The following is a 23,780-nucleotide window of genomic DNA, read 5'->3' as shown; positions in this document are numbered from 1 at the left end:
GAGGGACCGAAATGCCCCGGCGCGTCATGGTAAGCACCCGGCAGCGGCGAAGTTCCGAAGAACCAGGTCGCTGCCGGGCGTATTAAATCAGGCGAGTTCCTTGAGGCGTTCCACAAGGGTTTCACCCAGCAGCGACGGCGAGGACGACACCTTGATGCCGGCTTCTTCCATGGCTGCGATTTTGTCTTCGGCGCCGCCCTGGCCGCCCGAAACAATGGCGCCAGCGTGACCCATGCGGCGGCCCGGAGGCGCCGTGCGGCCGGCGATGAAGCCTGCCATGGGCTTCTTGCGGCCGCGCTTGGCTTCGTCCTTGAGGAACTGCGCCGCTTCTTCTTCAGCCGAACCGCCGATTTCGCCGATCATGATGATCGACTGGGTGGCTTCGTCGGCCAGGAACAGTTCCAGGACGTCGATGAAGTTGGTGCCGTTGACCGGGTCGCCGCCGATGCCGACTGCGGTGGTCTGGCCCAGGCCAGCGTTGGTGGTCTGGAAGACCGCTTCATAGGTGAGCGTGCCTGAACGTGACACAACGCCGACCGAACCCTTGGAGAAGATCGAACCGGGCATGATGCCGATCTTGCACTCGCCGGGGGTCAGGACGCCGGGGCAGTTCGGGCCGATGAGGCGCGACTTCGAACCCGAAAGCGCGCGCTTGACGCGAACCATGTCGAGAACGGGGATCCCTTCAGTGATGCAGACGATCAGTTCCATCTCGGCGTCGATCGCCTCGAGGATCGAGTCGGCAGCAAACGGCGGCGGAACGTAGATGCACGATGCGGTCGCACCGGTCGAAGCCTTGGCTTCGGCGACGGTGTTGAAGTTGGGCAGGCCGATGTGGGTCGTGCCGCCCTTGCCGGGGGTGACGCCGCCAACCATCTGCGTGCCGTAAGCCAGCGCCTGCTCGGTGTGGAAGGTGCCGGTCGCGCCGGTCATGCCCTGCGTGATGACCTTGGTATTCTTGTCAATAAGGATCGACATCGGTTTTTCCTGTTCCTGGTCGTGAAAATGCTGACGGCCGTGGCCTGCCGCTTTTTCAAGAAACTATTCAGCCCGCGCGATACTGGCCACTTTGACAGGGCCAAACCGCGCGGGCCGGTGAGATTTTTAGGCGAGGCTGCCGTCGATGGCCTTGCAGGCCACCAGCAGTTCCTTGACCGCGTCGACCGAGACCTGGAAGTTGCCCTTGGCTTCTTCGTCCAGCTCGATTTCGATGACCTTCTCGATGCCATCGGCACCGATCATTGCCGGCACGCCAACGTAGAGGCCGTCAACGCCGTACTGGCCGTCGACATAGGCGGCGACGGGCAGGATGCGCTTCTGGTCGTTGAGGTAGGCTTCGGCCATCGAGATTGCCGAAGCTGCCGGAGCGTAGAAGGCGGAACCGGTCTTGAGCAGGCCGACGATCTCGCCGCCGCCCGAACGGGTGCGCTGCACGATCGCGTCGATCTTCTCCTGGGTGGTGAGACCCATCTTGATGAGATCGGGCACGGGGATGCCGTTGACGGTCGAGTACTGCACGACCGGCACCATGGTGTCGCCGTGGCCGCCGAGCACGAACGTGTTCACGTCACGGATCGAAACGCCGAATTCCCAGGCGAGGAAAGTCGAGAAACGTGCCGAGTCGAGAACGCCGGCCATGCCGACGACCTTGTTCGCGGGCAGGCCCGAGAATTCGCGCAGCGCCCAGACCATCGCGTCGAGCGGGTTGGTGATGCAGATGACGAACGCGTCGGGTGCGTACTGCTTCAGGCCTTCGCCCACGGCCTTCATGACCTTGAGGTTGATCTGCAGCAGGTCGTCGCGGCTCATGCCGGCCTTGCGGGGCACGCCTGCGGTGACGATGACGACGTCCGCGCCGGCAATGTCGGCGTAGTCGTTGGTGCCGGTGATGGAGGCATCGAAGCCTTCAACCGGGCCGCACTGCGACAGGTCGAGCGCCTTGCCCTGGGGAATGCCCTCGGCAATGTCGAACAGGACGATATCGCCCAGTTCCTTCTGCGCGGCGAGGTGGGCGAGCGTGCCGCCAATGTTGCCTGCGCCGATAAGGGCAATCTTCTTACGAGCCATGATCCGTGCGTGTCCTTCCCAATGGCGGGATTTTGACGGACTTCAAAAGCGGCCTGCATTCAATCCCGCAGAAGGCAGGCGCCGGGTTTGCAAGGCGCGCACTACGCCCCTGTGTGGCACATTGCAACCGCCAAAGGGCGATCTCAACGGGATCGTCGCACTTTTATCTGATAATAGTTCGCAATTGCAATAGTGCGTGGAAATGCCAGGAAATGGGCACTTCAGACACCTTCTGGCAATCTTGCAAAGGGGCAGTTTGGTGATTGCGGAGTCTTGCAGGCAAGGTGTCGACCATCGCGCAGCGCGGAGCAAGCCCCCCGGGGTGCGATTCGTCGAAGGCCTGATCCGGGCGGTCGCGGATGTGTTTGGCGGAGGCGGTGGGAAGGAGCGGAGCCCCGCTCCTTCGTTGGCGCGTCAGGCCTGAAGGCGGCGCGTCGCGGCGGCTGCCATACGGCGATCCAGCTGCCGGCAAATCTCAAGCCAGTGCGCGCTGGCGCTGACATCGCCCGAAGCATGGGCGGTCTCGGCTTCGGTGCGAGCACGGGTGGCGGCGGAAAGGCCGTGGCGGGCGAAATGCATCAGCGCGGCGGCCAGTGCGGCGTCGCTCTCGGCCGAGGCCGCTTCGGCAGCGCTCGCCATGTCGCTGGATACGGTGCGCAGCACCGGCCGACTGCGGGGGGTATTATCGTTGACCGCGCCGAGAGGAGCGCCGAGGCACAAGGATCGCGCAATGGCCGGAGTAGTCCCGCCCCAGGCGGCGGAAAAACGGATGGTCATGTGCTGTAGGCCTTTTGTCTTGTGGTCGTTGCTTGCGCCCATTCTAGCCGATCAGGCGCTAATCCATCATGAGAGGACTTGGTTTCCGAAACCTTGATCATTGCCCTTAGGGGCATTCCCTTGGCTAATCCTTTGCAATCGATTGATTATCAATCGCATTGCAAATTGACGGCTCAATTGCCGGGGTTGGCGATCCAGCGGCCCGAGTTCGCGTATTCCGCCTTGATGCCTTGCGAGCCCGGCAGGTTCTGCGCGCGGTAGAGCGCGTCGCCGCCGCGTTCCTCGACTTGCGAGGAATAGGCGGGGGCTGCGGTGGGGGCAATCTGCGGGGCAGGGGATTGCTTCATTGCAGCGGGCTCGGCAGTCAGGCCGAAGGCGCGTTGCACTGCCAGCGGGTCGAGCGCGGCGGCGGCCGCTGCTGAGCCGGAACTGTCGTCATGGCGGTGGGGTGCGGCCATCGGTTCGCCGCCGAAATAGGCGTAGCGGAACGTGGCCGGGGCTCCGGCGGCGCCGCGCATGCTGTAGAACCGGTGGGCGCCGATGGTGCCGAGGTAATTGAGGCTAGGCGCCCAATAGGGACTGACCTGGACCGTGTGATAATGCGTGGCGAGGCCCACCGGAGTGTAGACATAGCCCGACAGCGCCTGGCGCGCGACGTTCTCGGCGCGGTCCCAGAACATGGACTGCGGGCGGCGGGCAAGCGCACCGTCGCAGGTGAATGAGAACTGGCAGCCGGTCGGCCGTTCCGAGCCTTCGTAGACGACGCCGCAAACGGTCTTTGGATAGGCCGGATGAGCGACACGGTTCAGGACGACCTGGGCCACGGCGCGCTGCCCGGCGTCGGGTTCGCTTGCGGCTTCATAATAGATCGCGGCTGTCAGGCACTGAAGCGCGCGGCTCCGGTCCACGCCGGAGTTGTCGATGCGCAGCGCCCGCGCGGTTGGGCCGGCGCCGAGGGTAGGGCCGGAAACGGTGTCGTCGGCGTCCGAGCGGATGCCTTCGCCTACGCGCAGGGGGGCAGCGTCGGTGTCGAGGTAGTAGAAGGCCGAGCCGGGGAAGCTTGCGCCCGATTGCTCGAAGGGCATGGGCAGGACTGAAGTTTCCTGCGTCCCGGCATCGGCGATGGAGAAGCGGTCCCATCCGCCGCCCAGCCCGTTGGGTTCGGCGAAGGCGGGCAGTGCCACGGCGGCGAATACGGCGACGCCCAGCGTCCAGCGCCGCCTCAGCTTGATCGGGTGTCGACCGATGCCGCGGGCACGCCTTGAGTACTGGCCGGAGAAATCACGCGGGCGTTCAAACGCTCCCTCTGCCAGGAATCCGCCCATGGCCGCCGGAGCAGCGTCAGATGCGAAAGGGGCAAGGGGTGGAAGCACTCGAATCCTCAATCCAACAAGGAGGCGCAATTCTGCAGCACCGGGCCTTACCGACAATTCCGGTTGGCGCATCCCGACATTCGTCGCCGTCCCGTTGCGGTACAGGCTGTGTCTTTACGCTTAAGAGCTTAAGAATTCATCGCGGAGACACGTGCTTGCCAAGGGCGCGGCGCGGCCTTATCGGCGCGGCTACGTCATGGGTGCCCGCACATACGGGCCTAAGAGGGAAGCCGGCCGAAACTGCCGGCGCTGCCCCCGCAACTGTGACCGGAGAGCCTGTCTCCACACGCGCCACTGGCCGCCGTTCCTGAAGAGGAGCGCGCTGGGAAGGCGGGGGCGGGCGATGATCCGGGAGCCAGGAGACCTGCCCAAGACGGTCGTTCCGTATCCGGACGGGGTGTTCCGGGTGCAGCGAGCATTCGCGTGCCATGAGGAAGGGCGCGCGGGGCCTCCGCCAAGAACGGCGAAAACGTTCAAGGTTCGGAGGAAAACAATGAAGTACATGTTTCTGATCGGTTCGGCGTTTGCCGTCAGCGCGCCTGCAATGGCGCAGGACGTGGACAATGAGTATCAGGCTGCTGACGCATTCCATCAGCCCGGCCAGCGGGTTTCTACATCGAGTATCGTCGTCACCGCCACTCGCCAGCCAACGCCCCTCACGCAGATCGGCCAGTCGGTAACCGTCGTCACCCGCGCCGAGATCGAGCGCACCCAGGCGACCACCGCGACCGACGTTCTGGCCCGCATCCCCGGTGTGTCGACCGTTCAGTCGGGCGGTTTTGGCCAGCCTTCCAGCGTGTTCATTCGCGGCGCCGAAAACGCGCAGAGCCTTGTCCTGATCGACGGCGTGCGTATCAACGATCCGGGCGACGTGGGCGGAGGCTTCGATTTCGGCGCACTCACCATCGGCCAGTTCGACCGCGTCGAGGTCGTGCGCGGATCGTCGGGCGTGCTGTGGGGCAGCCGCGCCATCGGCGGTGTCGTCAACTTCATCACCGCCCGCCCCACCGAACAGTGGACCGCGCGCGCGCAGGCCGAATACGGCTGGCGCGACCGCAGGCAGGTGAGCGCATCGGCGGCTGGCCTTGTCGGCCCGGTAGGCCTGACGCTGGGCGGCAACTGGCTGAAGGGTGATGGCTTCTCGGCTTTCAACGAGGATCGGGGCGCCACCGAAAAGGACGGCTTCGAGAGCAAAAGCGCCAATGCGCGCGCCGAGGTCGAGCTGGCGCAGGGCCTTTCGGTCGATGCGGGGGGCTTCTACACCAAGGCCAATTACGACTACGACAACACCGGGGCCGATGCGCTGAACGTGGGCCTCAAGCGCGATACGCTGGGCTATGCGAATTTTCGCTACTCCGGTCTCGACGACCGCCTTTCGGCCCGCGTGGGCTACGGCATCAACGATACCAAGCGCATTTCCGACGACGCCGTGTTCGGCCCCTACCAGACCAAGGGCCGCACCGAGCGCTTCGAGGGGCAGGTAGTGTTCGCGCCGGTCGAGATGGCCAGCGTGCAACTGGGCGCGGAGACGGAAAAGCAGAAGTTCTCGGACAATTATGGTTCGAACGACGATACCTCGATCGACAGCTATTACGGCAACCTGACGCTGCGCCCACTGGCAGGCCTGACGCTCAATGGCGGCCTGCGCTATGACGATCATGAGGACTTCGGCCACAAGACCACCCTGGCGGCCAACGGCGCCTGGGTGATCGGTTCGGGTGACGAAGCCCCCGTCCTGCGCGCCAGCTACGGCGAGGGTTTCAAGGCGCCCTCGCTCTACCAACTCTACACCAATGCCGGGTTCCGCGCCCTTGACGCAGAGACTTCCAAAAGCTGGGACGCCGGGATCGAACAGCCCTTCGCGGGCGGCATGGGCCGCTTCACGCTGACCTATTTCGATCGCAAGACGAAGAACCTCATCGATTACGACCTGACCCAGTTCAATTACTACAACGTCGGCCGCGCGCGGGCGCAAGGCGTGGAACTGGGTATGCAGGTAGCGAACTGGCAGGGTTTCGACGTCAACCTTGCCGCGACATATCTCGATGCCACCAACGAGCTGACCGGCGCGCAGCTTGCGCGCCGCCCGAAGACCAACCTCTACGCCAGCCTCGACAAGGCTTGGGACGTGGGTCTGAAGCTGGGCGCAGACCTGCGCGTCGGCGGCGGCCGCTATGATGACGCGTCCAACAGCCAGTACGTCGGCGGTAACGTTGTCGTCGGCCTGCGCGGTGCCTTCGCGGTGACGCAGAACGTCGAGGTCTATGGCCGGATCGAGAACCTGTTCGACGAACATTACGAAGTGGTGCGCACTTACGGCACGCCGGGCCGCTCGGCCTATGCCGGCGTCCGCGTGAAGATGTGACCAGGCGCCCGGTCGCGACATCGCCGGCCGGGCCAGGCCCTTCCGCGAGGGAGGGGCTGCTGTTCACGCAAATTGCTCAAAGAGGCTGTCATGCCCGGCCGCGCGGGGGTGATGAAAAGCGGAGCAGGCGGGCACCGCGCGTACTGGTCCTGATGTCGCTTCTCGCGCTCTCGGGTTGCGGAAATGACGTTCCGATCGCCGATACGGGTCATCCCCGGATCGTTTCGCTGAACCCCTGCACCGATGCGGTACTGGCGCAAGTCGCATCGCCGGGGCAGCTGCTTGCGATTTCGCATTACAGCCACGATCCTTCCGCGACCTCGATGGACATTGCGGAAGCGGCACGGTTCGGTGACACTTCGGGCACCGTCGAGGAAATCGCTGCCTTGGCCCCTGACGTGGTGGTGGCCAGCAGCTTCATGGCGCCCATGACGGTGCAGGCCCTGCGCGATATGGGCATGCGCGTAGTGCTGGAGCCGATCCCCTCCGACGTCGCCGGATCCCTGGCGCAAGTACGCAGTCTGGCGGCGCTGGCCGGCAACCGTTCGGTGGGCGAAGCGCTGGTCGGCCGCATAGAAACCGCACTTTTCTACGCCGCGCCGGCCGCCGGCACACCGCCCGTCCCGGCGCTGCTGTGGGAATCGGGCGGCATCGTTGCGGGAGACAATACGCTGATCGTCGACCTTATGCGCCGCTCGGGCTTCGCCAATGCCGCTGCCGCGCGGGGGCTTGGTCAGGCGGACTTTCTGCCGCTCGAGCGTGTGCTGGCGAATCCGCCGCGCGTGATCTTCACTGTAGGCTCGCCCGCGGCCGAAGAGGACCGCATGCTGCGCCATCCTGCCCTCGCGCAGGTCAAGGGAATGACCCGCGCGCCGCTCGACCGTTCGCTGCTGTGGTGCGGCGGCCCGACCATCCCGCGTGCGCTGGCCCGGCTGGTGCAGGTGCGCCGGGAATTGGATATCCCATCGACCGCTTCCAGGGCCCGCCCATGAACCGCCGACTGATCCTAATCCTCGTCGCCGCGCTTGTCGTCGCCGTGCCGCTTTCGCTGCTGGCGGGGCAGGTGTGGATCGATCCCATCGCACCGACTACGCGCAATGCCGCGTTGATCCTGTTCGAATTGCGCCTGCCGCGCGCCGCGCTGGCTTTGGTCATCGGGGCGGGGCTAGGTGTTTCCGGGGCAGCGATGCAGGGGTATCTGCGCAACCCGCTCGCCGATCCGGGCCTTTTCGGCATCGCGCCCGGCGCTGCGCTGGGCGCGGTGCTGAGTTTCTGGACCGGCTATGCGGCTTCGGTCTGGCTGCTGCCGGTCTTTGCGCTTGTCGGCGCGGGCGGGGCGATGGCGCTTCTCGCACTGATCGCAGGGCGGGAAGGCGGGGTGGCCCTGTTCACCATGGCGGGCCTGATGATCGCCAGCCTTGCGGGCGCGTTGACCAGCCTTGCGATCAGCCTTTCGCCTACGCCGTTCGCGATGAGCGAGATCGTAACCTGGCTGATGGGCGCGCTGGCCGACCGGTCTTGGCGCGAAGTGGGGATAGCCGCCCCGCTGACCTTGGCGGGGGTGGGTGTGTTGATTTCTGCCGGGCGCGGGCTGGATGCGCTGACGCTGGGAGAGGCGGCTGCGCGCTCGCTGGGGTTGGAGCCAGGACGCTTGCAGGCGCGGATGATCGTGGGCGTTGGGCTTGCGGTCGGCGCGGCGGTGGCAGTCGCGGGCGTGATAGGTTTCGTCGGCCTGATGGTGCCGCATCTGGTGCGGCCGCTAACTGACCGGCGGCCGTCCTCGCTGATGGTGCCCAGCGCACTTGCGGGCGCGCTGCTGCTGCTGGCCGCCGATTGCCTGTGCCGGATGCTGCCTCTCAGCGGGGGCGAATTGCGGCTGGGCATCGCGCTGAGCCTGCTGGGCGCTCCATTTTTCCTCAAATTGCTGCTCGACATGCGCCGGGGGCTGGCATGACCGCCACACTAGGCTGCGTGGCTCTGAGCCTTGCCGACCGGCTCACCGATCTTACCCTGTCGCTTCACGAGGGTGAGGTGACAGCGATATGCGGGCCGAACGGCGCGGGAAAATCCACGCTGCTTTCGTGCCTTGGCGGCCTGGTCGCGGCGGATGGCGGGCTGGTGACGCTGGGCGGGCGGCTGATGCGCAACGTTCCCGCTCAGGAGCGTGCGCAGTGCATCGGATACCTGCCGCAGTCGCCCGAAATCGCCTGGGACGTGAGTGTCGAGGTACTCGTCTCACTTGGCCGGCTGCCTTGGGGCGATGCCGGGGCGCAGGCGGGAAGGGACGCCATACAAGAAGCCATTGCGGCGATGGACCTGAGCGCGCTGCGCGATCGCCGCGTTTCTCGCCTTTCAGGTGGTGAACGGGCGCGGGCGTTGATGGCTAGGGTGCTGGCGACCCGTCCGGCTTGGCTGTTGGCCGACGAACCACTGGCCAATCTGGACCTGCGTCACGCCATCGCGCTGATGCGCCGCTTTCGCGAGCAGGGCTGCAGGGGCCGGGGCGTGGTGCTGGTTCTTCACGATCTGGCGACTGCGATGAACTTCGCCGACCGCGTGATCGTCCTCGACCAAGGGCGGCTGGCAGCAGACGGCGAGCCGGCCCACGCGCTACGATCGGAGGTGATCGAGCAAGTATGGCGCTGCAAGGCAGGCTGGCTCGGTGAGCGCGGGATGCGGGCGTTGTCTCTGGGTTAAAGGCTACGCCGCATCAACTGACATCAGCCGGGAAGAAAGCGGCCTTTTTTCCAGACGCGCATCGTTTCCTGGTTCTTCTCGCTCTCGCGCAGGTTCTCCTCGCGCTGGTGATCGAGGATCAGCGATCCCGTTGCCCGAGCGAAGCGGCTGCGGCGGAAAGGGATTTCGGCTCCGATGTTCATGTGTTTTTCCTCTCGGTAGGGTAACGCGTGAAGGCGCCGTGCAGTTCCCGCATGGACGATGCGCAATATCTTCAGCGCTGACCCACACCGCGCGAGAACTGATCCTGCAAGCTGGTCAATGTGCGGGCCGAGACGGTCGGTAGTTCGCGGGCGGGCTTGCCCTTTCGCAGGGCGGCGCGGTCCTTCTCGGATGGCTCGACAACGCGGACGCGCACCGCCGCCTTGCCGATGGCGCGCACGCCGAGCAGCTCTGCCGCACCTTTCGACAGGTCGAGGATGCGCGCCTGATCGCCATAGGGCCCGCGATCGTTCACCCGCACCACGATGCGCCTGCCGGTGTCCAGCGCGGTGACTTCCACATAGGAGGGCAAGGGCAGCGTCTTGTGCGCAGCGGTAACCCAGCCCGGCCGGAAACGCTCGCCATTGGCGACCTGGTTGCCGCTTTCGCTGCCATACCAGGTCGCATAGCCCAGCATGTCGTAGTCCGGCTGCGCGGCGGGCGTATAAGTGGTTCCGCGGATTTTGTAGGACGGCCCGATGCGCACCGGCACGTCGCTGATCGGCCGGTATCTGACCCCGCCGCCGCAGGCCGCCAGCGCGGCGACAAGTGCAAGGGCGAGCGCGTTTCGCAGGAAAACCATTTGCCCAGCCTAGGCGCGGTGCAAGCGCAGACCAACGCGCGCACACGGCCTTTCCACAAGCGCGGCGGAACCGGGCGCCCATCCGGCCGGTTTCCCCTCCCAACCCAAGGAGCTACCATGCCGACGATCCTGCAGACGATGACCGTGGCCGCGCGCGACCGTGCGCGCATGGCTGAAGTGAGTGCAGTGATCGCCCGTTTCGGCCTGGAATCGCTGCTCGCCCGGTTGGGCCTGGGCGGCGAGGCGCATGAGGACGCCGACCTTCCCACCCGCACCCGCCGCGCGCTGGAGGCGCTGGGGCCGACTTATGTGAAGTTGGGCCAGATCCTCGCCACCCGTCGCGACCTGCTGCCGGACGAGTGGATCGCCGCCTTCGAACAGCTGCAAAGCGATGCCCCGCGTCTCCCGTTCGAGGAGCTTCGTCCGGCCGTCGAGGCGGCGCTGGGCGAACCGCCCGAAACCGCCTTTGCGCGCTTCGATACGCAGCCCCTCGCCGCCGCTTCGATCGCGCAGGTCCACCGCGCCGTCCTGCATGACGGGACGGAAGTGGCGGTGAAGATCCGGCGCCCCGGCATCCGTCCGCGTATGGAAGCGGACCTGCGCCTGCTGCGCCACCTCGCTGCACTGGCCGAGGCGCGCAGCGCCGGCGTCCGCCGCATGATGCCGAGCGCGATCATCGAGCAGTTGGGCCGCGAAATCCTCGACGAACTCGATTTTACCAACGAGGGCCGCAACGCCGACCTCCTGCGCGCCGACCTCGCCCCGTTGAAGCGCGTGGTGGTGCCCCGGATCGACTGGGCGCACACCAGCGAAGGTGTGCTGGTGATGGACTTCGTGGCAGGCGTGCCGCCGCGCGATCCATCGCTGCTGCGGGAGAAAGGCATAGACCCCGCCTCGATCGCGGACCTCGGCGCGCAGCTGGTGCTCGAAATGGTGCTGGTCAATGGCCGTTTCCACGCCGACCCGCACCCCGGCAACCTGCTTTGCCTGCCGGCCTCGGCGCCGGGCGAGGGTGACCGCCTGGCCTTGCTTGATCTCGGCTCGGTCGGTTTCGTATCGCCTCGCCGCCAGCACGAATTCCTCACCTTCATCCTGTCCCTGCGCGGCAACGACCCCGGCGGCGTCGCTGACATGCTGGGTCTGTGGTCGCAAGCGGGCGAAGTCCCGCGCGAAAGGCTGCTTACGGCCGCCGAACGCCTCGTCGCTCGCCATGGCACCGGGGCGCTGGTGCTCAATTCCATGGTCGCGGATTTTTTCCCGCTGCTGCGCAAGGAAGGGCTGGTGCTGCCGCCGGACCTGGTGCTGATCTTCAAGGCGATGGTAACGATGGACGGCGTGCTTTCCGGCATCGCCCCGGACTTTGATCTGTCGCAGGCGCTGACGGCGCTGCGAGGCCGACTTGTCGCCTCGCGCTTGACCCGCCTCGCGTCGCCGGACCGGCTGGAAGCGGTGCTGCTGGAGCTCTCCCGCCTCTCTGCCGACGCACCCCGCCTGATGCGCGCCGCCACCGCGCGGCTGGAAAAGGCGGAGGAGGTCAGGCCGGAGACAGGGCAGGGGCAGGCGATTCGCTATGCCGGGGCGCTGGTGGCAGGCGCGGTCGTGGTCCACGCGCTGCTGGGCGTGGTCGCGGGGCTTTTGTGAGGAACGCCTGCGGCTGCGCAGGAATAGCTGAAATGAAGGGTGGTAGCGGTCATCGGGTGTTGGCGCTTCCAACATCGGTTACTCGGCAAGGAGACCGATCCTTGCGAGTCCAGATCGTTCCTCTAGCGCCTGTCACACCGCTCATAATATCCGGCCCGGCAAGCATCGACGTCGCGACGCCATTCGGCCATCGCCTGGTCGTATTCGCGGCGATCGCGGGCGTAGTCCGCCCGGGCCGATGCGTAGGTCTTCCGGTCCGCCGTATAGTCGTCGTCTTCGTGATCGCGCGTAGCCCGTCCGGCGGCATGGTCGCGCCAGCCTTGGGCGTAGCCGGCGTCGCGCTGCTGGACGTGGTCGAGTTGGGCTCGGTTGAGCCGGCGGATCGTTTCCCGATCGCGAGCGATGGCTTCGGGGGTCATCGTAGGGTCGCGCGGATCATCGGCAAGGGTGGGCGCCGCGCAGGCCAATGCGATCATCGCTCCCGCCAGATGAAGCTTTCGCGAAACAGCCATTGCACTCGAACCCCGTCAACCCCGATAGCCGGTTGTGACGGTTACGGGGCGCGAATGCAAAGCGGTTGCGATGAGCGGTTCGCCGATCAGCCGCCCGGCGCGGCCGGGTCTGCCGGGCATTTTGCGGCATCGCCCTTCCAGCAGTAGGGATTGCTGCGCTCCCATTGCTTGCGGGTTTGGCTGTAGTCCTGCTCTGCCGCGCCGTGGCGGGCAAGAATATCGGCATAGCGGGCGCCGTCGCGCTGGGCCGCCATGTCGTTCATGGCGACGGCGGTGTCGTGGTGAGCCTGGCTGGCGGCGTTGGATTCGACCTGCGCGCGGGCGGCGGCGGCTTGCTCTGCGTTGAGCATCTGGCGGCGGGCTTCGGGATTGCCTTGCTCCGCAGCATTGGCAGCAGACTGCTCGGCCTGCGCGAAAACAGTTGCCGGGGCTACCAGCATGAGGGCGGCGAATGCGGTTGCAAGACGCGGGATGGGGCGCATGGGCTTTCTCCAGTCGTTGATGCGTTTCGGGGGAAGTAACGCCGCTGGCCTCCCGGTCGTTCCCGGCAGGCTTGGGGGCTTGCCTCTCGCCTGTGGCACCCCATCTCTTGCAAAACCCGCGAAGCCCCTCTTGAAGGGTGCGAACAAATCTGGAACATACCGCCTCCATGAGTCTCACCCACATCACTGTGCGCGGCGCGCGCGAGCATAACCTCAAGGGCTTCGACATCGCGCTCCCGCGTGAGAAGCTGATCGTCATCACCGGGCTTTCGGGTTCGGGCAAGTCGAGCCTGGCGTTCGATACGATCTATGCCGAAGGGCAGCGCCGCTATGTCGAGAGCCTTTCGGCCTATGCGCGCCAGTTCCTGGAAATGATGCAGAAGCCCGATGTCGAGCATATCGACGGGCTTTCGCCGGCAATCTCGATCGAGCAGAAGACGACGAGCCGCAATCCGCGCTCGACCGTGGCGACGGTGACCGAGATCTGGGATTACATGCGCTTGCTGTGGGCGCGCGTGGGCATTCCCTATTCGCCCGCCACCGGCCTGCCGATCGAAGCGCAGACGGTTTCCAACATGGTCGACCGGGTGATGGCGCTGCCCGAAGGCACGCGGCTTTATCTGCTTGCCCCCGTGGTGCGCGGCCGCAAGGGCGAATACCGCAAGGAATTGGCCGAATGGCAGAAGGCGGGCTACACCCGCGTGCGCATCGACGGTGAGTTCTATCCGATCGAGGATGCCCCCGCGCTCGACAAGAAATTCAAGCACGACATCGAGGTGGTGGTCGACCGTATCGCGGTGAAGGACGGCATCCAGACGCGCCTTGCCGACAGCTTCGAGCAGGCGTTGAAGCTGGCCGAGGGGCTGGCCTATGTCGATCTGGCCGATACCACGGTGGCGGAGCTGGGCGGTGCTTCGACAGGCTCGGCACGAGCGGATGCCGCTCCCGCAAAGAAGACCAGGTCGAAAGCAAAATCCGCTCAGGCTGAGCCTGTCGAAGCCTCCGCCGCTCAGGCCGACGCCGACGTCCCCACCCTGACGAAGGGCATGAAGAACGCCGGCCTGCCCGCCAACCGCATCGTCTTTTCGGAAAAGTTCGCTTGCCCAGTGAGCGGCTTCACGATCGAGGAGATCGAGCCGCGCCTGTTCTCGTTCAACGCGCCGCAGGGTGCGTGCCCGGCCTGCGACGGTCTGGGTGAAAAGCTGCTGTTCGACCCCCAGCTGGTCGTCCCCAACGAGCACCTGACGCTCAAGCAGGGCGCGATCGTGCCCTGGGCCAAGTCAAACCCGCCTTCGCCTTACTACATGCAGGTGCTTTCCAGCCTCGCTGCGCACTTCGGGTTCGACCTGACGACGGATTGGGACGCGCTCTCACCCGAGGTGAAGATCGTGATTCTTTACGGCACGGCAGGCAAGGCGGTGCCGCTCACCTTCAAGGACGGGCGCAAGGAATATACCGTCAACAAGCCCTTCGAGGGTGTGATCGGCAACCTCAACCGCCGCATGATCCAGACCGACAGCGCCTGGATGCGCGAGGAACTGGCCAAGTTCCAGACCGCGCAGCCGTGCGAAACCTGTGAGGGCAAGCGCCTCAAGCCCGAGGCTCTGTCGGTCAAGATCGCCGGGGCCGATATCGCCGATGCCGCGCGATTCTCCGTCTCGGACGGCTTTGCGTGGTTCGGCGAACTGGAAGCCAAGCTGACCGACCAGCAGAAGCAAATCGCCAAGGCCATCCTCAAGGAGATCAACGAGCGTCTGGGTTTCCTCAACAACGTCGGGCTGGACTACCTCAACCTCGACCGCACCAGCGGCACCCTTTCGGGCGGTGAAAGCCAGCGCATCCGCCTGGCCAGCCAGATCGGCTCGGGCCTTTCCGGCGTGCTTTACGTCCTCGACGAACCGAGCATCGGCCTGCACCAGCGCGACAACGACATGCTGCTGGTCACCCTCAAGCGCCTGCGCGACCTCGGCAATACCGTGATCGTGGTGGAGCATGACGAAGACGCCATCCGCACCGCCGACTACATCGTCGACCTCGGCCCCGGCGCGGGCGTCCACGGCGGCGAGATCGTCGCGGAGGGCACGCTGAAGCAGGTGCTGAAGGCCAAGAACAGCCTCACTGCCGCCTACCTCAACGGAAGCCGCAAGATCGAGGTGCCGGCCAAGCGCCGCAAGGGCAACGGTTCGTTCATCACGGTGGAGAACGCGCGCGCCAACAATCTGACTGGGGTGACCGCCAAGTTTCCCCTCGGCACGTTCTGCTGCGTCACCGGCGTGTCCGGTTCGGGCAAGTCCTCGCTCACCATCGACACGCTGCAGGCGGGCGCGAGCCGCCAGCTCAACGGCGCGCGGGTGATCGCGGGCGCGCACGACAAGATCAAGGGCCTGGAAAAGTGCGACAAGGTGATCGAGATCGACCAGTCGCCGATCGGCCGCACCCCGCGCTCCAACCCGGCGACTTATACCGGTGCCTTCACCCAGATCCGCGACTGGTTTGCCGGCCTGCCCGAAAGCCAGGCGCGCGGCTACAAGCCGGGGCGTTTCAGCTTCAATGTCAAGGGCGGCCGCTGCGAGGCGTGCCAGGGCGACGGCCTCATCAAGATCGAAATGCACTTCCTGCCTGACGTCTACGTGACGTGCGAGGAATGTCACGGCAAACGCTACAACCGCGAGACGCTGGAAGTGAAGTTCAAGGGCATGTCGATCGCCGACGTGCTCGACATGACGATCGAGGACGCGGAGGAGTTCTTCAAGGCGGTGCCCCCCATCCGCGACAAGATGCACATGCTGAACGAAGTGGGTCTGGGCTACGTCAAGGTCGGCCAACAGGCCACGACGCTTTCGGGCGGCGAAGCGCAGCGCGTGAAACTGGGCAAGGAACTAGCGCGCCGTTCCACCGGGCAGACGCTGTACATCCTCGATGAACCCACCACCGGCCTCCACTTCGAGGACGTGCGCAAACTGCTCGAAGTGCTCCACCGCCTGGTAGACCAGGGCAATTCGGTGATTGTGATCGAACACAATCTCGACGTCATCAAGACCGCCGACTGGATCATCGACATGGGCCCCGAAGGCGGCGTGCGCGGCGGTGAGATCGTGGCGACCGGAACGCCTGAGCAGGTGGTGAAGGAGCCGCGCTCGTTCACTGGCCACTATCTCAAGCCGCTTCTTGTGAAATAACCATTCCTCCCCGAGCTTGCTCGGGGAGGGACGCCGTCGTTTTACGGAAAGCAGAAGGGCGAGGGATAGATGGTAACGCGAGGGCCATCGCCCTCTCTACGCTCCGTCAGACGTCGCGGGCGCCCAGCCAGTGTTCGTTCTCGGGCGGGGTGTAGTTGATGATGCGGTCGATCATCGTCTCGGGGTCCTTCTCGACGATGAGCATCGAGCGGTGGCGCGGCTGGAGGAAGCCTTCTTCCACCACGTTGTCGATGAACTGGCGCAGGCCCGAGTAGAACCCGCCGACGTCTAGCAAGCCGACCGGCTTGTTGTGGTAGCCAAGCTGCGACCAGCACCAGGCCTCGAACATTTCCTCGAAGGTGCCGATACCGCCGGGCAGGGTGACAAAACCATCCGCCAGATTGGCCATCATCGCCTTGCGTTCGTGCATCGTCTTGACGACGTGAAGCTCGGTGATGCCCTGGTGGTCGTGTTCACGGGCGCGCAGGGCCTCGGGGATGACGCCGATGACTTCGCCGCCCGCCGCGCAGACCGCATCGGCGATCACGCCCATGAGGCCGACCATGCCGCCGCCGTAGACGAGGCCGATGCCGCGCTTGGCCAGCAGGGTGCCGAACTGCTCGGCGGCTTCGCGGTACACGGGGCTGTTGCCGGCGGAGGAGCCGAGATAAACGCAGATCCGCATGGGTTTAGCCGAGCCTTTCCGGGACGGAGCGGGCTTCGTCGACGATGGCGTCCTTGGTGCCGACCGATTCCCACGGGAATACGAACCAGCGCTTGTCCTCGTCACGGTCGATCGCATCCACGAACAGTTCCGCCACGGCCTTGGACCGGGTATTGTTGATCAGGACCGCGAAGCGCAGGTTTTCGGCCTTGCAGCCATTGGTGCCCAGCAAGGTGCGGATGTATTCGATGGTGCCGCCGCTGTCGTTGATGTCATCGACGAACAGCAGGCGCTTGCCCTCCGCGCTCATGCCGGCGACCTTGCCGAGCAGTTCGTCGGCAAAACCGGGAACCTTGGCAGAGTGGTCGATCGAGAGCATCGGCAGTTCAAGCTGATGCGAGATGTAGACGGCAGGCACAAGGCCGCCGCGGCCAACGCCGATCACGAAGTCGGGTCGCCATTCGCCCTCGCCGATCTTGCGCGACAAGACGCGCACTTTGGCGAGGAATTCCTCGTAATATTCGAGGTAGTGCAGTTGAGGTTCAGCGTTTTCGCTCATCAGTCGCGAATCCTGTGCGGCGATGTGTGGGGAAAGGAGTGCCGATATCGTCACCGCGCGCCAAGAGCAATCGTGTGCGGAGTTTCACTCCCCGTTTTGCACCTTGAGGCGCATTGAATCGGGATAGCTGAGCTGTGCGAAGCCAAGTTCGATCTCCGAAAGGACGATACCGGCGGCATAGGAAGGGGTGCGCGCGGCATTGGTGCACAGCGCCAACGTCATCGGCCGCAGCAGGGCGTCGGAGATACGGGTGAAGGAAAGCCGGCCGGCCTGAACCTCGGCGATGACGTCGAGCGAGGATAGGATGCCGATGCCCACGCCTTCCTGCACCAGCGAGGTGATCATCTGGATGTTGTCGGAGGTCGCCTTGCGCTCCACCTCCATCCCCGTCGCGCCCACGAGTACCTCGATCTGCTGGCCCACCGCCAGCGTGTCGGCCGGGAGGATCAGCGGGGAACCATTGCAGGCGGAGAAGCGGGCTTCGCGCCGGTCTGCCAGCGGATGGTCTGTGGGGGTGACGAAGCCCAGCACTACCTCGACGAATGCCCGGACGGTCAGGTCGCGGTAGGACTGCGGCTCGAACAGGATGCCGAAATCGACCTCGCCGCTGGTCACCGCCTTGCGCACGTCATCGTTGCCCAGGACGCGCACACCCACGGTAATGCCGGGGTAGCGGTCCTGAATGGCGCGCACGGCGGCGGGTATATGGCCTTTCGCCAGCGCGTCGATGATCGCCATTTCGACATGACCGCGTTTGAGGCCGCGCAGGTCCTCGATCTGGGCGCGGATATCGACCATGTTCTTTTGCCATCGGTTGCCCGCCGCCATCATGATCTCGCCTGCCGCCGTAAGCCTGAGGCCGGTGGGCAGACGTTCGAACAGGGGCGTGCCGATGTCCGCCTCGACGTTGAGAATCTGGCGCGCGATGGCCGATGCGGAGACGTTGAGTTCGTCCGCCGCCTTGCGGATCGAGCCGTGGCGGCCGACCGCCATGAAGTATCTGAGGAAACGCGAAAAGGCGGGCATGATGAATTTTAGGGACCTGCTCTAATTTTTGCAACGCTGCGTGGGATTCATTGCGTTTGCTCGGCCCGAGTCAAGTGCCTTACCACTCATGGCAACACCGAAAGGTGCGATCCGGAAGACCCTCCGATCCTTCGCTCTCCCTGAAGGATCGAACTGTTCGGAACCGCACTTTCGGCCGGGGGCGCTCTTTTCCATCGGTTTTCCCACCAGATCCGAAGGACGAGGCGCCCCCTATTGCGGGGCTTGGGGTAACGATGACTGTGATTCGATCTGGACGCCCCTTGCGGGCCTGTTTGCGCGCGCTTGCGCTGGCCTGTGCGGCGGGTGCCCTTGCGCCGGCTGCGCTGGGCGCTGCGGAACCGCCGGTTCCTTCGGTTCCCAAGGTAACGCCAATCCCCGTCAAAGTGATCGTCATCGCCAATTTCGAGCCGGGCGCCGACACGGGCGATGCGCCGGGCGAATTCCAGCTTTGGGCCGAGCGTGAGCATCTTGACGAGGTGATCCCGCTCAAGGGAGCGCTTCATCCGCTGCGACGCAATGCGCAAGGTCTTTACGGCATGGTCTGGGGCAGCCCGGATACGATGCTGGGCGGCGTTGCCGAACAACTGATGGCCCTGCTGGTCGACCCGCGCTTTGACTTTACCAAAACCTACTGGCTGTTCACCGGCATTTCCGGCGTCGATCCCAAGGTTGCCTCGGTTGGCAGCGCGGCATGGTCGCGCTGGGTGGTGCAGGGTGATACACTGCGTGAATTCGACGACCGGGAGGTCCCCAAGGACTGGCCTTATGGCCTTTTCGCAATCGGTGCGGCCAAGCCCAACATGCTGCCGGCGGCGACCGAGGACTTCGCGGGCTTCACCGATACCAGCAAGTTGACGATGTCGGTCAAGCTCAACCAGGGGCTGGCATTCTGGGCCTATGGCATGACCAAGAGCGTGCCGATCCCGGATAACGCCGAACTTCAGAAAGACCGTGCGCGCTGGAAGGGCTATCCCGAGGCGCAGAAGCCCCCCTTCGTGCTCATGGGCGAGACGCTGGGCTCGGTGCGGTACTGGCACGGACCGGGCCGGACCCAGTGGGCGCGCGACTGGGTGAACCTGTGGACCGGCGGCAAGGGCCGCTTCGCGATGACCAACATGGAGAGCCAGTCAATGGCCGGCGCCATGCAGATCGCCGCCAAGCAGGGCTTGGTCGATCCGGCGCGCGTGCTGGTCCTGCGCACCGGCAGCAATCCCTCGATGCCGCCGCCGGGTGTGTCGGCGGTGGAGAGTGTCGCCAATGAGGGTGCGGGGCAGAAGGTCGCTTTCGAGGCCAACTACCGTGTCGGCGCGCCGGTCGTCCACGAACTGCTGGCACATTGGGACACGTACAGAGATGCCGTTCCCGAGGCGCCCGCACCATGAAGCGGGTGCTTCTTGCCCTGATGTCGACCTGCTGCGCGCTGCCGCTGGCGGCGCCGCTCGCCCATGCCGATGCGGCGAGCGAAGCTGCGGCTTCTGCGCTGGTGGATTCCGTTTCGGGTAATGCCGGGCGGCTGCGGATGGTGCTTCAGGCGATGCCGAAGGGCGGCGATCTTCATAACCACCTCGGCGGGTCCGTCTATGCCGAGGACTTCCTGAAGGTCGCGGCAGACAAGGGCATGTGCGCGGATGACGGGCTGACCCGGATCATGCCGCCTCCCTGCGCGCCCGATCGTGATATCGCCTCGATGGCGGTGCGCGATCCGTTCACTTATGCCAAGCTGGTCGATGCGATTTCGACGCGCGGGTTTCAGAAGGGCATCGGCCCGGCCCTGATTTCCGGGCATAGCCAGTTCTTCTCCAGCTTCGGCAAATTCGGTCCGGCTTTCGGCGGCGAAGTGCCGCGCTGGCTGGCCGACGCTTACGCCAGTGCAGGGCGCAACAACCTCGTTTACCTCGAACTGATGTACAATCCCGGCGCGCTGTCGGCTTACATGGCTGCTGGAGACGACGAGCCTATCGACGCATCCATGCTGGGCGCCTCCTACAAGCGCGAGATCGCGACCGTGGAGGGCCTGCTGGCCGGGACCATGGCCGACGTCACGCGCAATGACGCCGACGCACGCAAGCGGCTGGACTGCGGCACCTCTGCCGCAAAGCCCGGCTGCGACGTTGCGGTACGTTACCTTTACTCGGCGATGCGCGGCGTGGCGCCGGCGCAGGCATGGCGTTCGCTCATCGCGGGCTTCGCGCTGGCCCATAAGGACCCGCGCTTCGTGGGCGTCAACATCGTGATGCCCGAAGACGATCCGGTCGCGCTGCGGGACTACGACCTGCACATGGCGATGTTCCGTTTCCTCGAGGCGAAATATTCCGACGTGAAGGTGACCATGCATGCGGGCGAACTTGCGCTCGGGCTGGTGCCCCCGCTCGACCTGCAGGACCACATCGCCAAGGCCATCGACGCCGGAGCGAAGCGCATCGGTCACGGCGTCGATATCGCCTACGAGGCTCAGGCCCCTGAAACGCTTGCCCGCATGGCGCGCGAGGGCATTGCGGTAGAGATCAACCTGACCAGCAATGCCGTGATCCTGGGCGTTGAGGGCGGCAACCATCCGCTGCAGTTGTACCGTTCGATGGGCGTGCCGGTCATGCTTTCGACCGACGACGAAGGAGTGCTGCGCTCCGATATGAGCAACGAGTACGTGCGCGCCGTCACTCAGCAGGACCTGCACTACGGCGACCTCAAGGAAATGGCGCGCGCCAGCCTGGAATATTCCTTTGCGCCCGGCGCCAGCCTGTGGCGCGCGCGCCGTTACGGCGATGTCGTCCAGCCCTGTGCCGGCGGGCTTGCCGACGCGCAGTGCAAGACGTTCCTGGCGGGTAGCGAGAAGGCAAGGCTGCAAGCGATGCTTGAGGCCAACTTTGACAAATTCGAACATACGATCGGCCGTTTTGGCAGGTAACAGGGGGAAAGAGAGGAATAGCGCTCAATACGTCTTCGCGGATGACTGAAACAATGCAATGATGCGCCGCGGCATAGACGAAAAGAAACGGGAGAGGAGGGGTACAACATCAACGAACGGAGAAGCGCGACTACGACGCTTCTACCGGTTCAGGGGGCATAACATGATGGGTATGAACAACTACAATACGCGCAAGTTCCGAAGCGCGGCTCTTTCTGGCATGCTGCTGTGCTGCACTGCGATGACCACTCCGGCATTCGCCCAGGCCGCCGCTGATACGGATGCCGACGGCAATGAGATCGTCGTCACCGGATCGCTCGGTGCGCTGCCGATCGAGGGCGTGGGCAGCGTGTTCGGTTTCGACAAGACAGTGACAGAGACGCCGCGCTCAGTGTCCACCATCAGTTCGGAGCAGATGGAACGCTTCGGCATCACCGACATCTATGACCTCGTCGCGCAGTCGCCGGGGACGTTCACGAACTCGTTCTTCGGTGTCGGCGGCGCGCTCGATATTCGCGGCACGCCCGGCGAAGTGTACTTTCGCGGCGTGCGCCGCCTCGACAACCCGGGCAACTACCCGACGCCGATCGCCGCTTCCGAGCGCATCGACATCGTGCGCGGCCCGGCCTCGCCGATCTACGGCCCGTCCAAGACTGGCGGCTACATGAACTTCGTGCCCAAGTCGGCGCGCGTGCAGGGCGGTTCCTACCTCGCCAGCCCCGAAGGCAAGATCAGCTTCACCGGCGGCAGCTGGGCAAAGGCGGACATCGCAGCCGAACTGCGCGGTCCCGGCAAGCTGGGTACGCAGGAATTCGGCTATAGCCTTTACGCGGAAGTCGAGAATTCGGGCAGCTACTACAACAACATGTCGACCAAGCAGACGATCCTGCAAGGCTCGTTCGACACCGACCTGACGCCGAACCTGCGCCTTGAATTCGGCGGCATGTATCAGAACTACAAGGGCCAGCAGAACGGCGGCTGGAACCGCCTGACGCAGGATCTGGTCGACAACGGCACTTACATCACCGGCGCGGCCCAGTCGCTCGACAGCAACGGTGACGGTCAGATGTCGGTGGAGGAAATCAACGCGGCGATGCCCGGCGGCCTGTCGGTCTTCGGCACGTTCGGTTGCGGAGGCTTCAGCACCCGCCCCAGCGGCTTTACCGACGCCTGTTTCACGTCGAGCTATCCTGAGCTGGCGCTCACCAACGTGGGCACCGCCAAGCTCAGCCGCCGCGCGACGCTGACGGGCAAGAACGACCGTCTCGATAACAAGGCGACCACGCTGTATGCCGATTTGATCTGGACCGGCCCCGGCGACATCGAGATCAAGAACCAGCTGTTCTATGACGGTTACAAGAACATCAACGAGAATGCCTACGGCTTCTCGCAGTTCCACGACTCCTATGTGATCGAGGACAAGATCGTCGTCTCCAAGGTCTTCGATACCGATGCGGGCAAGTTCTCTGTCCAGCTTTCGCCCTCTATTCGCTACACCAACTTCAAGCACGGCGAAGACTTCAACTACGAATACTTCCACCGCGTCGACCTGACCGTGGGCTATACCCCTGCCAGTGACCGCCTACTATCGACCGAATGCAACTGCAACTACGACACCTACGTTAAGGGGCACTACACCGACCTGGGCTTCGCCGGCCTCGTCGATCTGGACTTCAAGTTCGGTCTCGATGTGACGCTGGGCGCGCGCTACGACACCATCAAGGGCGTTTCCAACTTCCAGGAAGCGTTCATGGAGGCTCCCAAGGCCATTTCGGGCGCGAAGGACCGGGACGGCGCCTGGTCGTGGTCGGCCAGCGCCAACTACAAGCTACCCTTCGGCTTGATCCCCTACGTCACAGCCGCGCGCCAATCAGTGGTCATCGCTGGCCAGGGCGCCGAGATCGACCCGTTTAATCTTGCAGCCGGCACCTGGATCACCGCTTCCAAGCTATACGAAGCGGGTATCAAGGGCAGCTGGCTGGATGACCGCCTCTATGCGGCGGTATCGGTCTACAAGCAGAAGCGCACCGATTACAGTTCGCAGTCGATGACCGTGAACCAGGCGGTCGAGACCAAGGGCCTTGAGGCGGAGTTCCGCTGGGCTGTGGATGAGCACTTGCTCCTGACCGGTGGCTACACGCGCACCAAGGTCTGGAACCTGACCGCGCTCGAAGCCGGAGAGACCTTCAGCTTCTTCGGCATCGAGGATCTGGTGAACGTGACGAACCCGGCGCTCTATCTCGGCGGTCAGCCCATCGGTAACATCCCGATCCTGACGAAGAACGACGCCCGCCGCGCAGGCATTCCGACCAACCTCTACTCGTTGACCGCGACATATGCCTTCGATAACGGCATCGCATTGGCGGGCAGCATGGTGAAGGTGGACTCGGTCTACTCCGGTGCTTCGCAGGTCGTGAAGCTGCCGGCCTATACCAAGTTCGACCTTTCGGCCTCGTACGAGACCGGGCCGTTCGTGTTCCGTGCCGTCGTCAAGAACGTCACCGACAAGAAGTACTTCCGTGCCAACTTCACCGAACTGTTCGGTTCGACCATCGTTCTGCCGGAACTGCCGCGCAGCTTCCAGGGCACGGTTTCGTACAAGTTCTGACGTGAGTGAAGGGAGCGCCCGCCTTGGCGGGCGCTCCCGATTTTTCGCTGCCGCTGCTTTTTCATGTTGGCAGGATGACGG

20 protein-coding genes and 1 riboswitch are annotated in these 23,780 nt (G+C 64.7%); of the genes, 9 read left to right on the top strand and 11 right to left on the bottom strand.

Features of this window, described 5'->3' with window-relative positions:
* Positions 1-87: 87 nt before the first annotated feature.
* The 4 genes from sucD to TQ38_RS13340 all read right to left on the bottom strand — a co-directional run bounded on the left by sucD (position 88) and on the right by TQ38_RS13340 (position 4,217).
* Entirely contained in the window at positions 88-978 is an 891-nt protein-coding gene (sucD, locus tag TQ38_RS13355; protein ID WP_043971047.1) for a succinate--CoA ligase subunit alpha, read from the bottom strand.
* 126 nt (positions 979-1,104) lie between these two features.
* The gene (gene mdh, locus TQ38_RS13350; RefSeq protein WP_043971045.1) at positions 1,105-2,067 is read right to left on the bottom strand and encodes a malate dehydrogenase; all 963 of its coding nucleotides are present in this window, start codon (positions 2,065-2,067) and stop codon (positions 1,105-1,107) included.
* Between the two features lie 414 nt (positions 2,068-2,481).
* Entirely contained in the window at positions 2,482-2,844 is a 363-nt protein-coding gene (locus TQ38_RS13345; protein ID WP_043971043.1) for a hypothetical protein, read from the bottom strand.
* 173 nt (positions 2,845-3,017) lie between these two features.
* Complete coding sequence (locus TQ38_RS13340; RefSeq protein ID WP_240197892.1) at positions 3,018-4,217, bottom strand: cell wall hydrolase; 1,200 nt, start codon at positions 4,215-4,217, stop codon at positions 3,018-3,020.
* Between the two features lie 181 nt (positions 4,218-4,398).
* Positions 4,399-4,604: riboswitch (cobalamin riboswitch) on the top strand.
* A 106-nt stretch (positions 4,605-4,710) separates the two neighbouring features.
* Here TQ38_RS13340 and TQ38_RS13335 point away from each other — a divergent pair.
* From TQ38_RS13335 to TQ38_RS13320, 4 genes are all read left to right on the top strand, one after another.
* Positions 4,711-6,582 carry a TonB-dependent siderophore receptor gene (locus TQ38_RS13335; protein ID WP_043971039.1) on the top strand — a complete coding sequence of 624 codons (1,872 nt, stop codon included), beginning with the start codon at positions 4,711-4,713 and terminating at the stop codon, positions 6,580-6,582.
* 152 nt (positions 6,583-6,734) lie between these two features.
* Positions 6,735-7,574 carry an ABC transporter substrate-binding protein gene (locus TQ38_RS13330; protein ID WP_082057519.1) on the top strand — a complete coding sequence of 280 codons (840 nt, stop codon included), beginning with the start codon at positions 6,735-6,737 and terminating at the stop codon, positions 7,572-7,574.
* Entirely contained in the window at positions 7,571-8,536 is a 966-nt protein-coding gene (locus TQ38_RS13325) for an iron ABC transporter permease (RefSeq protein WP_043971038.1), read from the top strand. The genes TQ38_RS13330 and TQ38_RS13325 overlap by 4 nt, the downstream gene beginning before the upstream one ends.
* Positions 8,533-9,279, top strand: a complete 747-nt coding sequence (locus TQ38_RS13320) for an ABC transporter ATP-binding protein (protein ID WP_043971036.1) — start codon at positions 8,533-8,535, stop codon at positions 9,277-9,279. Before TQ38_RS13325 ends, TQ38_RS13320 begins: the two co-directional genes overlap by 4 nt.
* Before the next feature lie 23 nt (positions 9,280-9,302).
* On the opposite strand, the gene TQ38_RS30595 is transcribed toward TQ38_RS13320, so the two are convergent.
* Positions 9,303-9,461, bottom strand: coding sequence for a hypothetical protein (locus TQ38_RS30595; protein ID WP_205316033.1), 159 nt, complete (start codon positions 9,459-9,461; stop codon positions 9,303-9,305).
* Between the two features lie 71 nt (positions 9,462-9,532).
* On the bottom strand, positions 9,533-10,102 hold the full coding sequence (locus tag TQ38_RS13315) for a septal ring lytic transglycosylase RlpA family protein (protein WP_043971034.1): 570 nt from the start codon (positions 10,100-10,102) through the stop codon (positions 9,533-9,535).
* Positions 10,103-10,219: 117 nt separating this feature from the next.
* Here TQ38_RS13315 and TQ38_RS13310 point away from each other — a divergent pair, with 117 nt between their 5' ends.
* Positions 10,220-11,743, top strand: a complete 1,524-nt coding sequence (locus TQ38_RS13310) for an AarF/ABC1/UbiB kinase family protein (RefSeq protein WP_052505551.1) — start codon at positions 10,220-10,222, stop codon at positions 11,741-11,743.
* A 122-nt stretch (positions 11,744-11,865) separates the two neighbouring features.
* On the opposite strand, the gene TQ38_RS13305 is transcribed toward TQ38_RS13310, so the two are convergent.
* Both TQ38_RS13305 and TQ38_RS13300 read right to left on the bottom strand, forming a co-directional pair.
* Positions 11,866-12,255, bottom strand: a complete 390-nt coding sequence (locus tag TQ38_RS13305; RefSeq protein WP_052505550.1) for a hypothetical protein — start codon at positions 12,253-12,255, stop codon at positions 11,866-11,868.
* Between the two features lie 86 nt (positions 12,256-12,341).
* Positions 12,342-12,737 (bottom strand): hypothetical protein, encoded by a 396-nt coding sequence (locus TQ38_RS13300; protein ID WP_043971031.1) that lies wholly within the window; start codon positions 12,735-12,737, stop codon positions 12,342-12,344.
* Positions 12,738-12,904: 167 nt separating this feature from the next.
* On the opposite strand from TQ38_RS13300, the gene uvrA reads away from it, so the two are divergent.
* The gene (gene uvrA, locus TQ38_RS13295) at positions 12,905-15,916 is read left to right on the top strand and encodes an excinuclease ABC subunit UvrA (RefSeq protein WP_043971029.1); all 3,012 of its coding nucleotides are present in this window, start codon (positions 12,905-12,907) and stop codon (positions 15,914-15,916) included.
* A gap of 106 nt (positions 15,917-16,022) precedes the next feature.
* Here uvrA and TQ38_RS13290 read toward each other — a convergent pair whose 3' ends face one another.
* From TQ38_RS13290 to TQ38_RS13280, 3 genes are all read right to left on the bottom strand, one after another.
* Positions 16,023-16,601, bottom strand: coding sequence for a TIGR00730 family Rossman fold protein (locus tag TQ38_RS13290; protein ID WP_043971027.1), 579 nt, complete (start codon positions 16,599-16,601; stop codon positions 16,023-16,025).
* 4 nt (positions 16,602-16,605) lie between these two features.
* Positions 16,606-17,139: a phosphoribosyltransferase gene (locus TQ38_RS13285; protein ID WP_043971025.1), complete on the bottom strand. Its 534-nt coding sequence runs from the start codon at positions 17,137-17,139 to the stop codon at positions 16,606-16,608.
* An 84-nt stretch (positions 17,140-17,223) separates the two neighbouring features.
* Entirely contained in the window at positions 17,224-18,165 is a 942-nt protein-coding gene (locus TQ38_RS13280; RefSeq protein ID WP_043971023.1) for a LysR family transcriptional regulator, read from the bottom strand.
* Positions 18,166-18,419: 254 nt separating this feature from the next.
* On the opposite strand from TQ38_RS13280, the gene TQ38_RS13275 reads away from it, so the two are divergent.
* From TQ38_RS13275 to TQ38_RS13265, 3 genes are all read left to right on the top strand, one after another.
* Complete coding sequence (locus TQ38_RS13275; protein WP_052505549.1) at positions 18,420-19,568, top strand: purine nucleoside permease; 1,149 nt, start codon at positions 18,420-18,422, stop codon at positions 19,566-19,568.
* Positions 19,565-21,091 carry an adenosine deaminase gene (locus TQ38_RS13270; RefSeq protein ID WP_043971022.1) on the top strand — a complete coding sequence of 509 codons (1,527 nt, stop codon included), beginning with the start codon at positions 19,565-19,567 and terminating at the stop codon, positions 21,089-21,091. The genes TQ38_RS13275 and TQ38_RS13270 overlap by 4 nt, the downstream gene beginning before the upstream one ends.
* A gap of 163 nt (positions 21,092-21,254) precedes the next feature.
* Positions 21,255-23,699, top strand: a complete 2,445-nt coding sequence (locus TQ38_RS13265) for a TonB-dependent siderophore receptor (protein ID WP_043971021.1) — start codon at positions 21,255-21,257, stop codon at positions 23,697-23,699.
* Positions 23,700-23,780: the final 81 nt, after the last annotated feature.

The sequence above is a fragment of the Novosphingobium sp. P6W genome (assembly GCF_000876675.2).
GTDB lineage: Bacteria > Pseudomonadota > Alphaproteobacteria > Sphingomonadales > Sphingomonadaceae > Novosphingobium.
The sequence above is the reverse complement of the archived record's forward strand: the minus strand, read 5'-3'. Positions and strand labels throughout refer to the sequence as shown.

Excerpts from the sequence above, each read along its gene's own strand:
- TQ38_RS13345 (WP_043971043.1), bottom strand. The coding sequence starts at position 2,844 with ATGACCATCCGTTTTTCCGCCGCCTGGGGCGGGACTACTCCGGCCATT.
- TQ38_RS13275 (WP_052505549.1), top strand. The coding sequence starts at position 18,420 with ATGACTGTGATTCGATCTGGACGCCCCTTGCGGGCCTGTTTGCGCGCG.
- TQ38_RS13265 (WP_043971021.1), top strand. The coding sequence starts at position 21,255 with ATGATGGGTATGAACAACTACAATACGCGCAAGTTCCGAAGCGCGGCT.
- TQ38_RS13325 (WP_043971038.1), top strand. The coding sequence starts at position 7,571 with ATGAACCGCCGACTGATCCTAATCCTCGTCGCCGCGCTTGTCGTCGCC.
- TQ38_RS13335 (WP_043971039.1), top strand. The coding sequence starts at position 4,711 with ATGAAGTACATGTTTCTGATCGGTTCGGCGTTTGCCGTCAGCGCGCCT.
- TQ38_RS13330 (WP_082057519.1), top strand. The coding sequence starts at position 6,735 with ATGTCGCTTCTCGCGCTCTCGGGTTGCGGAAATGACGTTCCGATCGCC.
- TQ38_RS13300 (WP_043971031.1), bottom strand. The coding sequence starts at position 12,737 with ATGCGCCCCATCCCGCGTCTTGCAACCGCATTCGCCGCCCTCATGCTG.
- TQ38_RS30595 (WP_205316033.1), bottom strand. The coding sequence starts at position 9,461 with ATGAACATCGGAGCCGAAATCCCTTTCCGCCGCAGCCGCTTCGCTCGG.
- TQ38_RS13270 (WP_043971022.1), top strand. The coding sequence starts at position 19,565 with ATGAAGCGGGTGCTTCTTGCCCTGATGTCGACCTGCTGCGCGCTGCCG.
- TQ38_RS13285 (WP_043971025.1), bottom strand. The coding sequence starts at position 17,139 with ATGAGCGAAAACGCTGAACCTCAACTGCACTACCTCGAATATTACGAG.
- sucD (WP_043971047.1), bottom strand. The coding sequence starts at position 978 with ATGTCGATCCTTATTGACAAGAATACCAAGGTCATCACGCAGGGCATG.
- TQ38_RS13310 (WP_052505551.1), top strand. The coding sequence starts at position 10,220 with ATGCCGACGATCCTGCAGACGATGACCGTGGCCGCGCGCGACCGTGCG.
- TQ38_RS13305 (WP_052505550.1), bottom strand. The coding sequence starts at position 12,255 with ATGGCTGTTTCGCGAAAGCTTCATCTGGCGGGAGCGATGATCGCATTG.
- uvrA (WP_043971029.1), top strand. The coding sequence starts at position 12,905 with ATGAGTCTCACCCACATCACTGTGCGCGGCGCGCGCGAGCATAACCTC.
- TQ38_RS13320 (WP_043971036.1), top strand. The coding sequence starts at position 8,533 with ATGACCGCCACACTAGGCTGCGTGGCTCTGAGCCTTGCCGACCGGCTC.
- TQ38_RS13280 (WP_043971023.1), bottom strand. The coding sequence starts at position 18,165 with ATGCCCGCCTTTTCGCGTTTCCTCAGATACTTCATGGCGGTCGGCCGC.
- mdh (WP_043971045.1), bottom strand. The coding sequence starts at position 2,067 with ATGGCTCGTAAGAAGATTGCCCTTATCGGCGCAGGCAACATTGGCGGC.
- TQ38_RS13315 (WP_043971034.1), bottom strand. The coding sequence starts at position 10,102 with ATGGTTTTCCTGCGAAACGCGCTCGCCCTTGCACTTGTCGCCGCGCTG.
- TQ38_RS13290 (WP_043971027.1), bottom strand. The coding sequence starts at position 16,601 with ATGCGGATCTGCGTTTATCTCGGCTCCTCCGCCGGCAACAGCCCCGTG.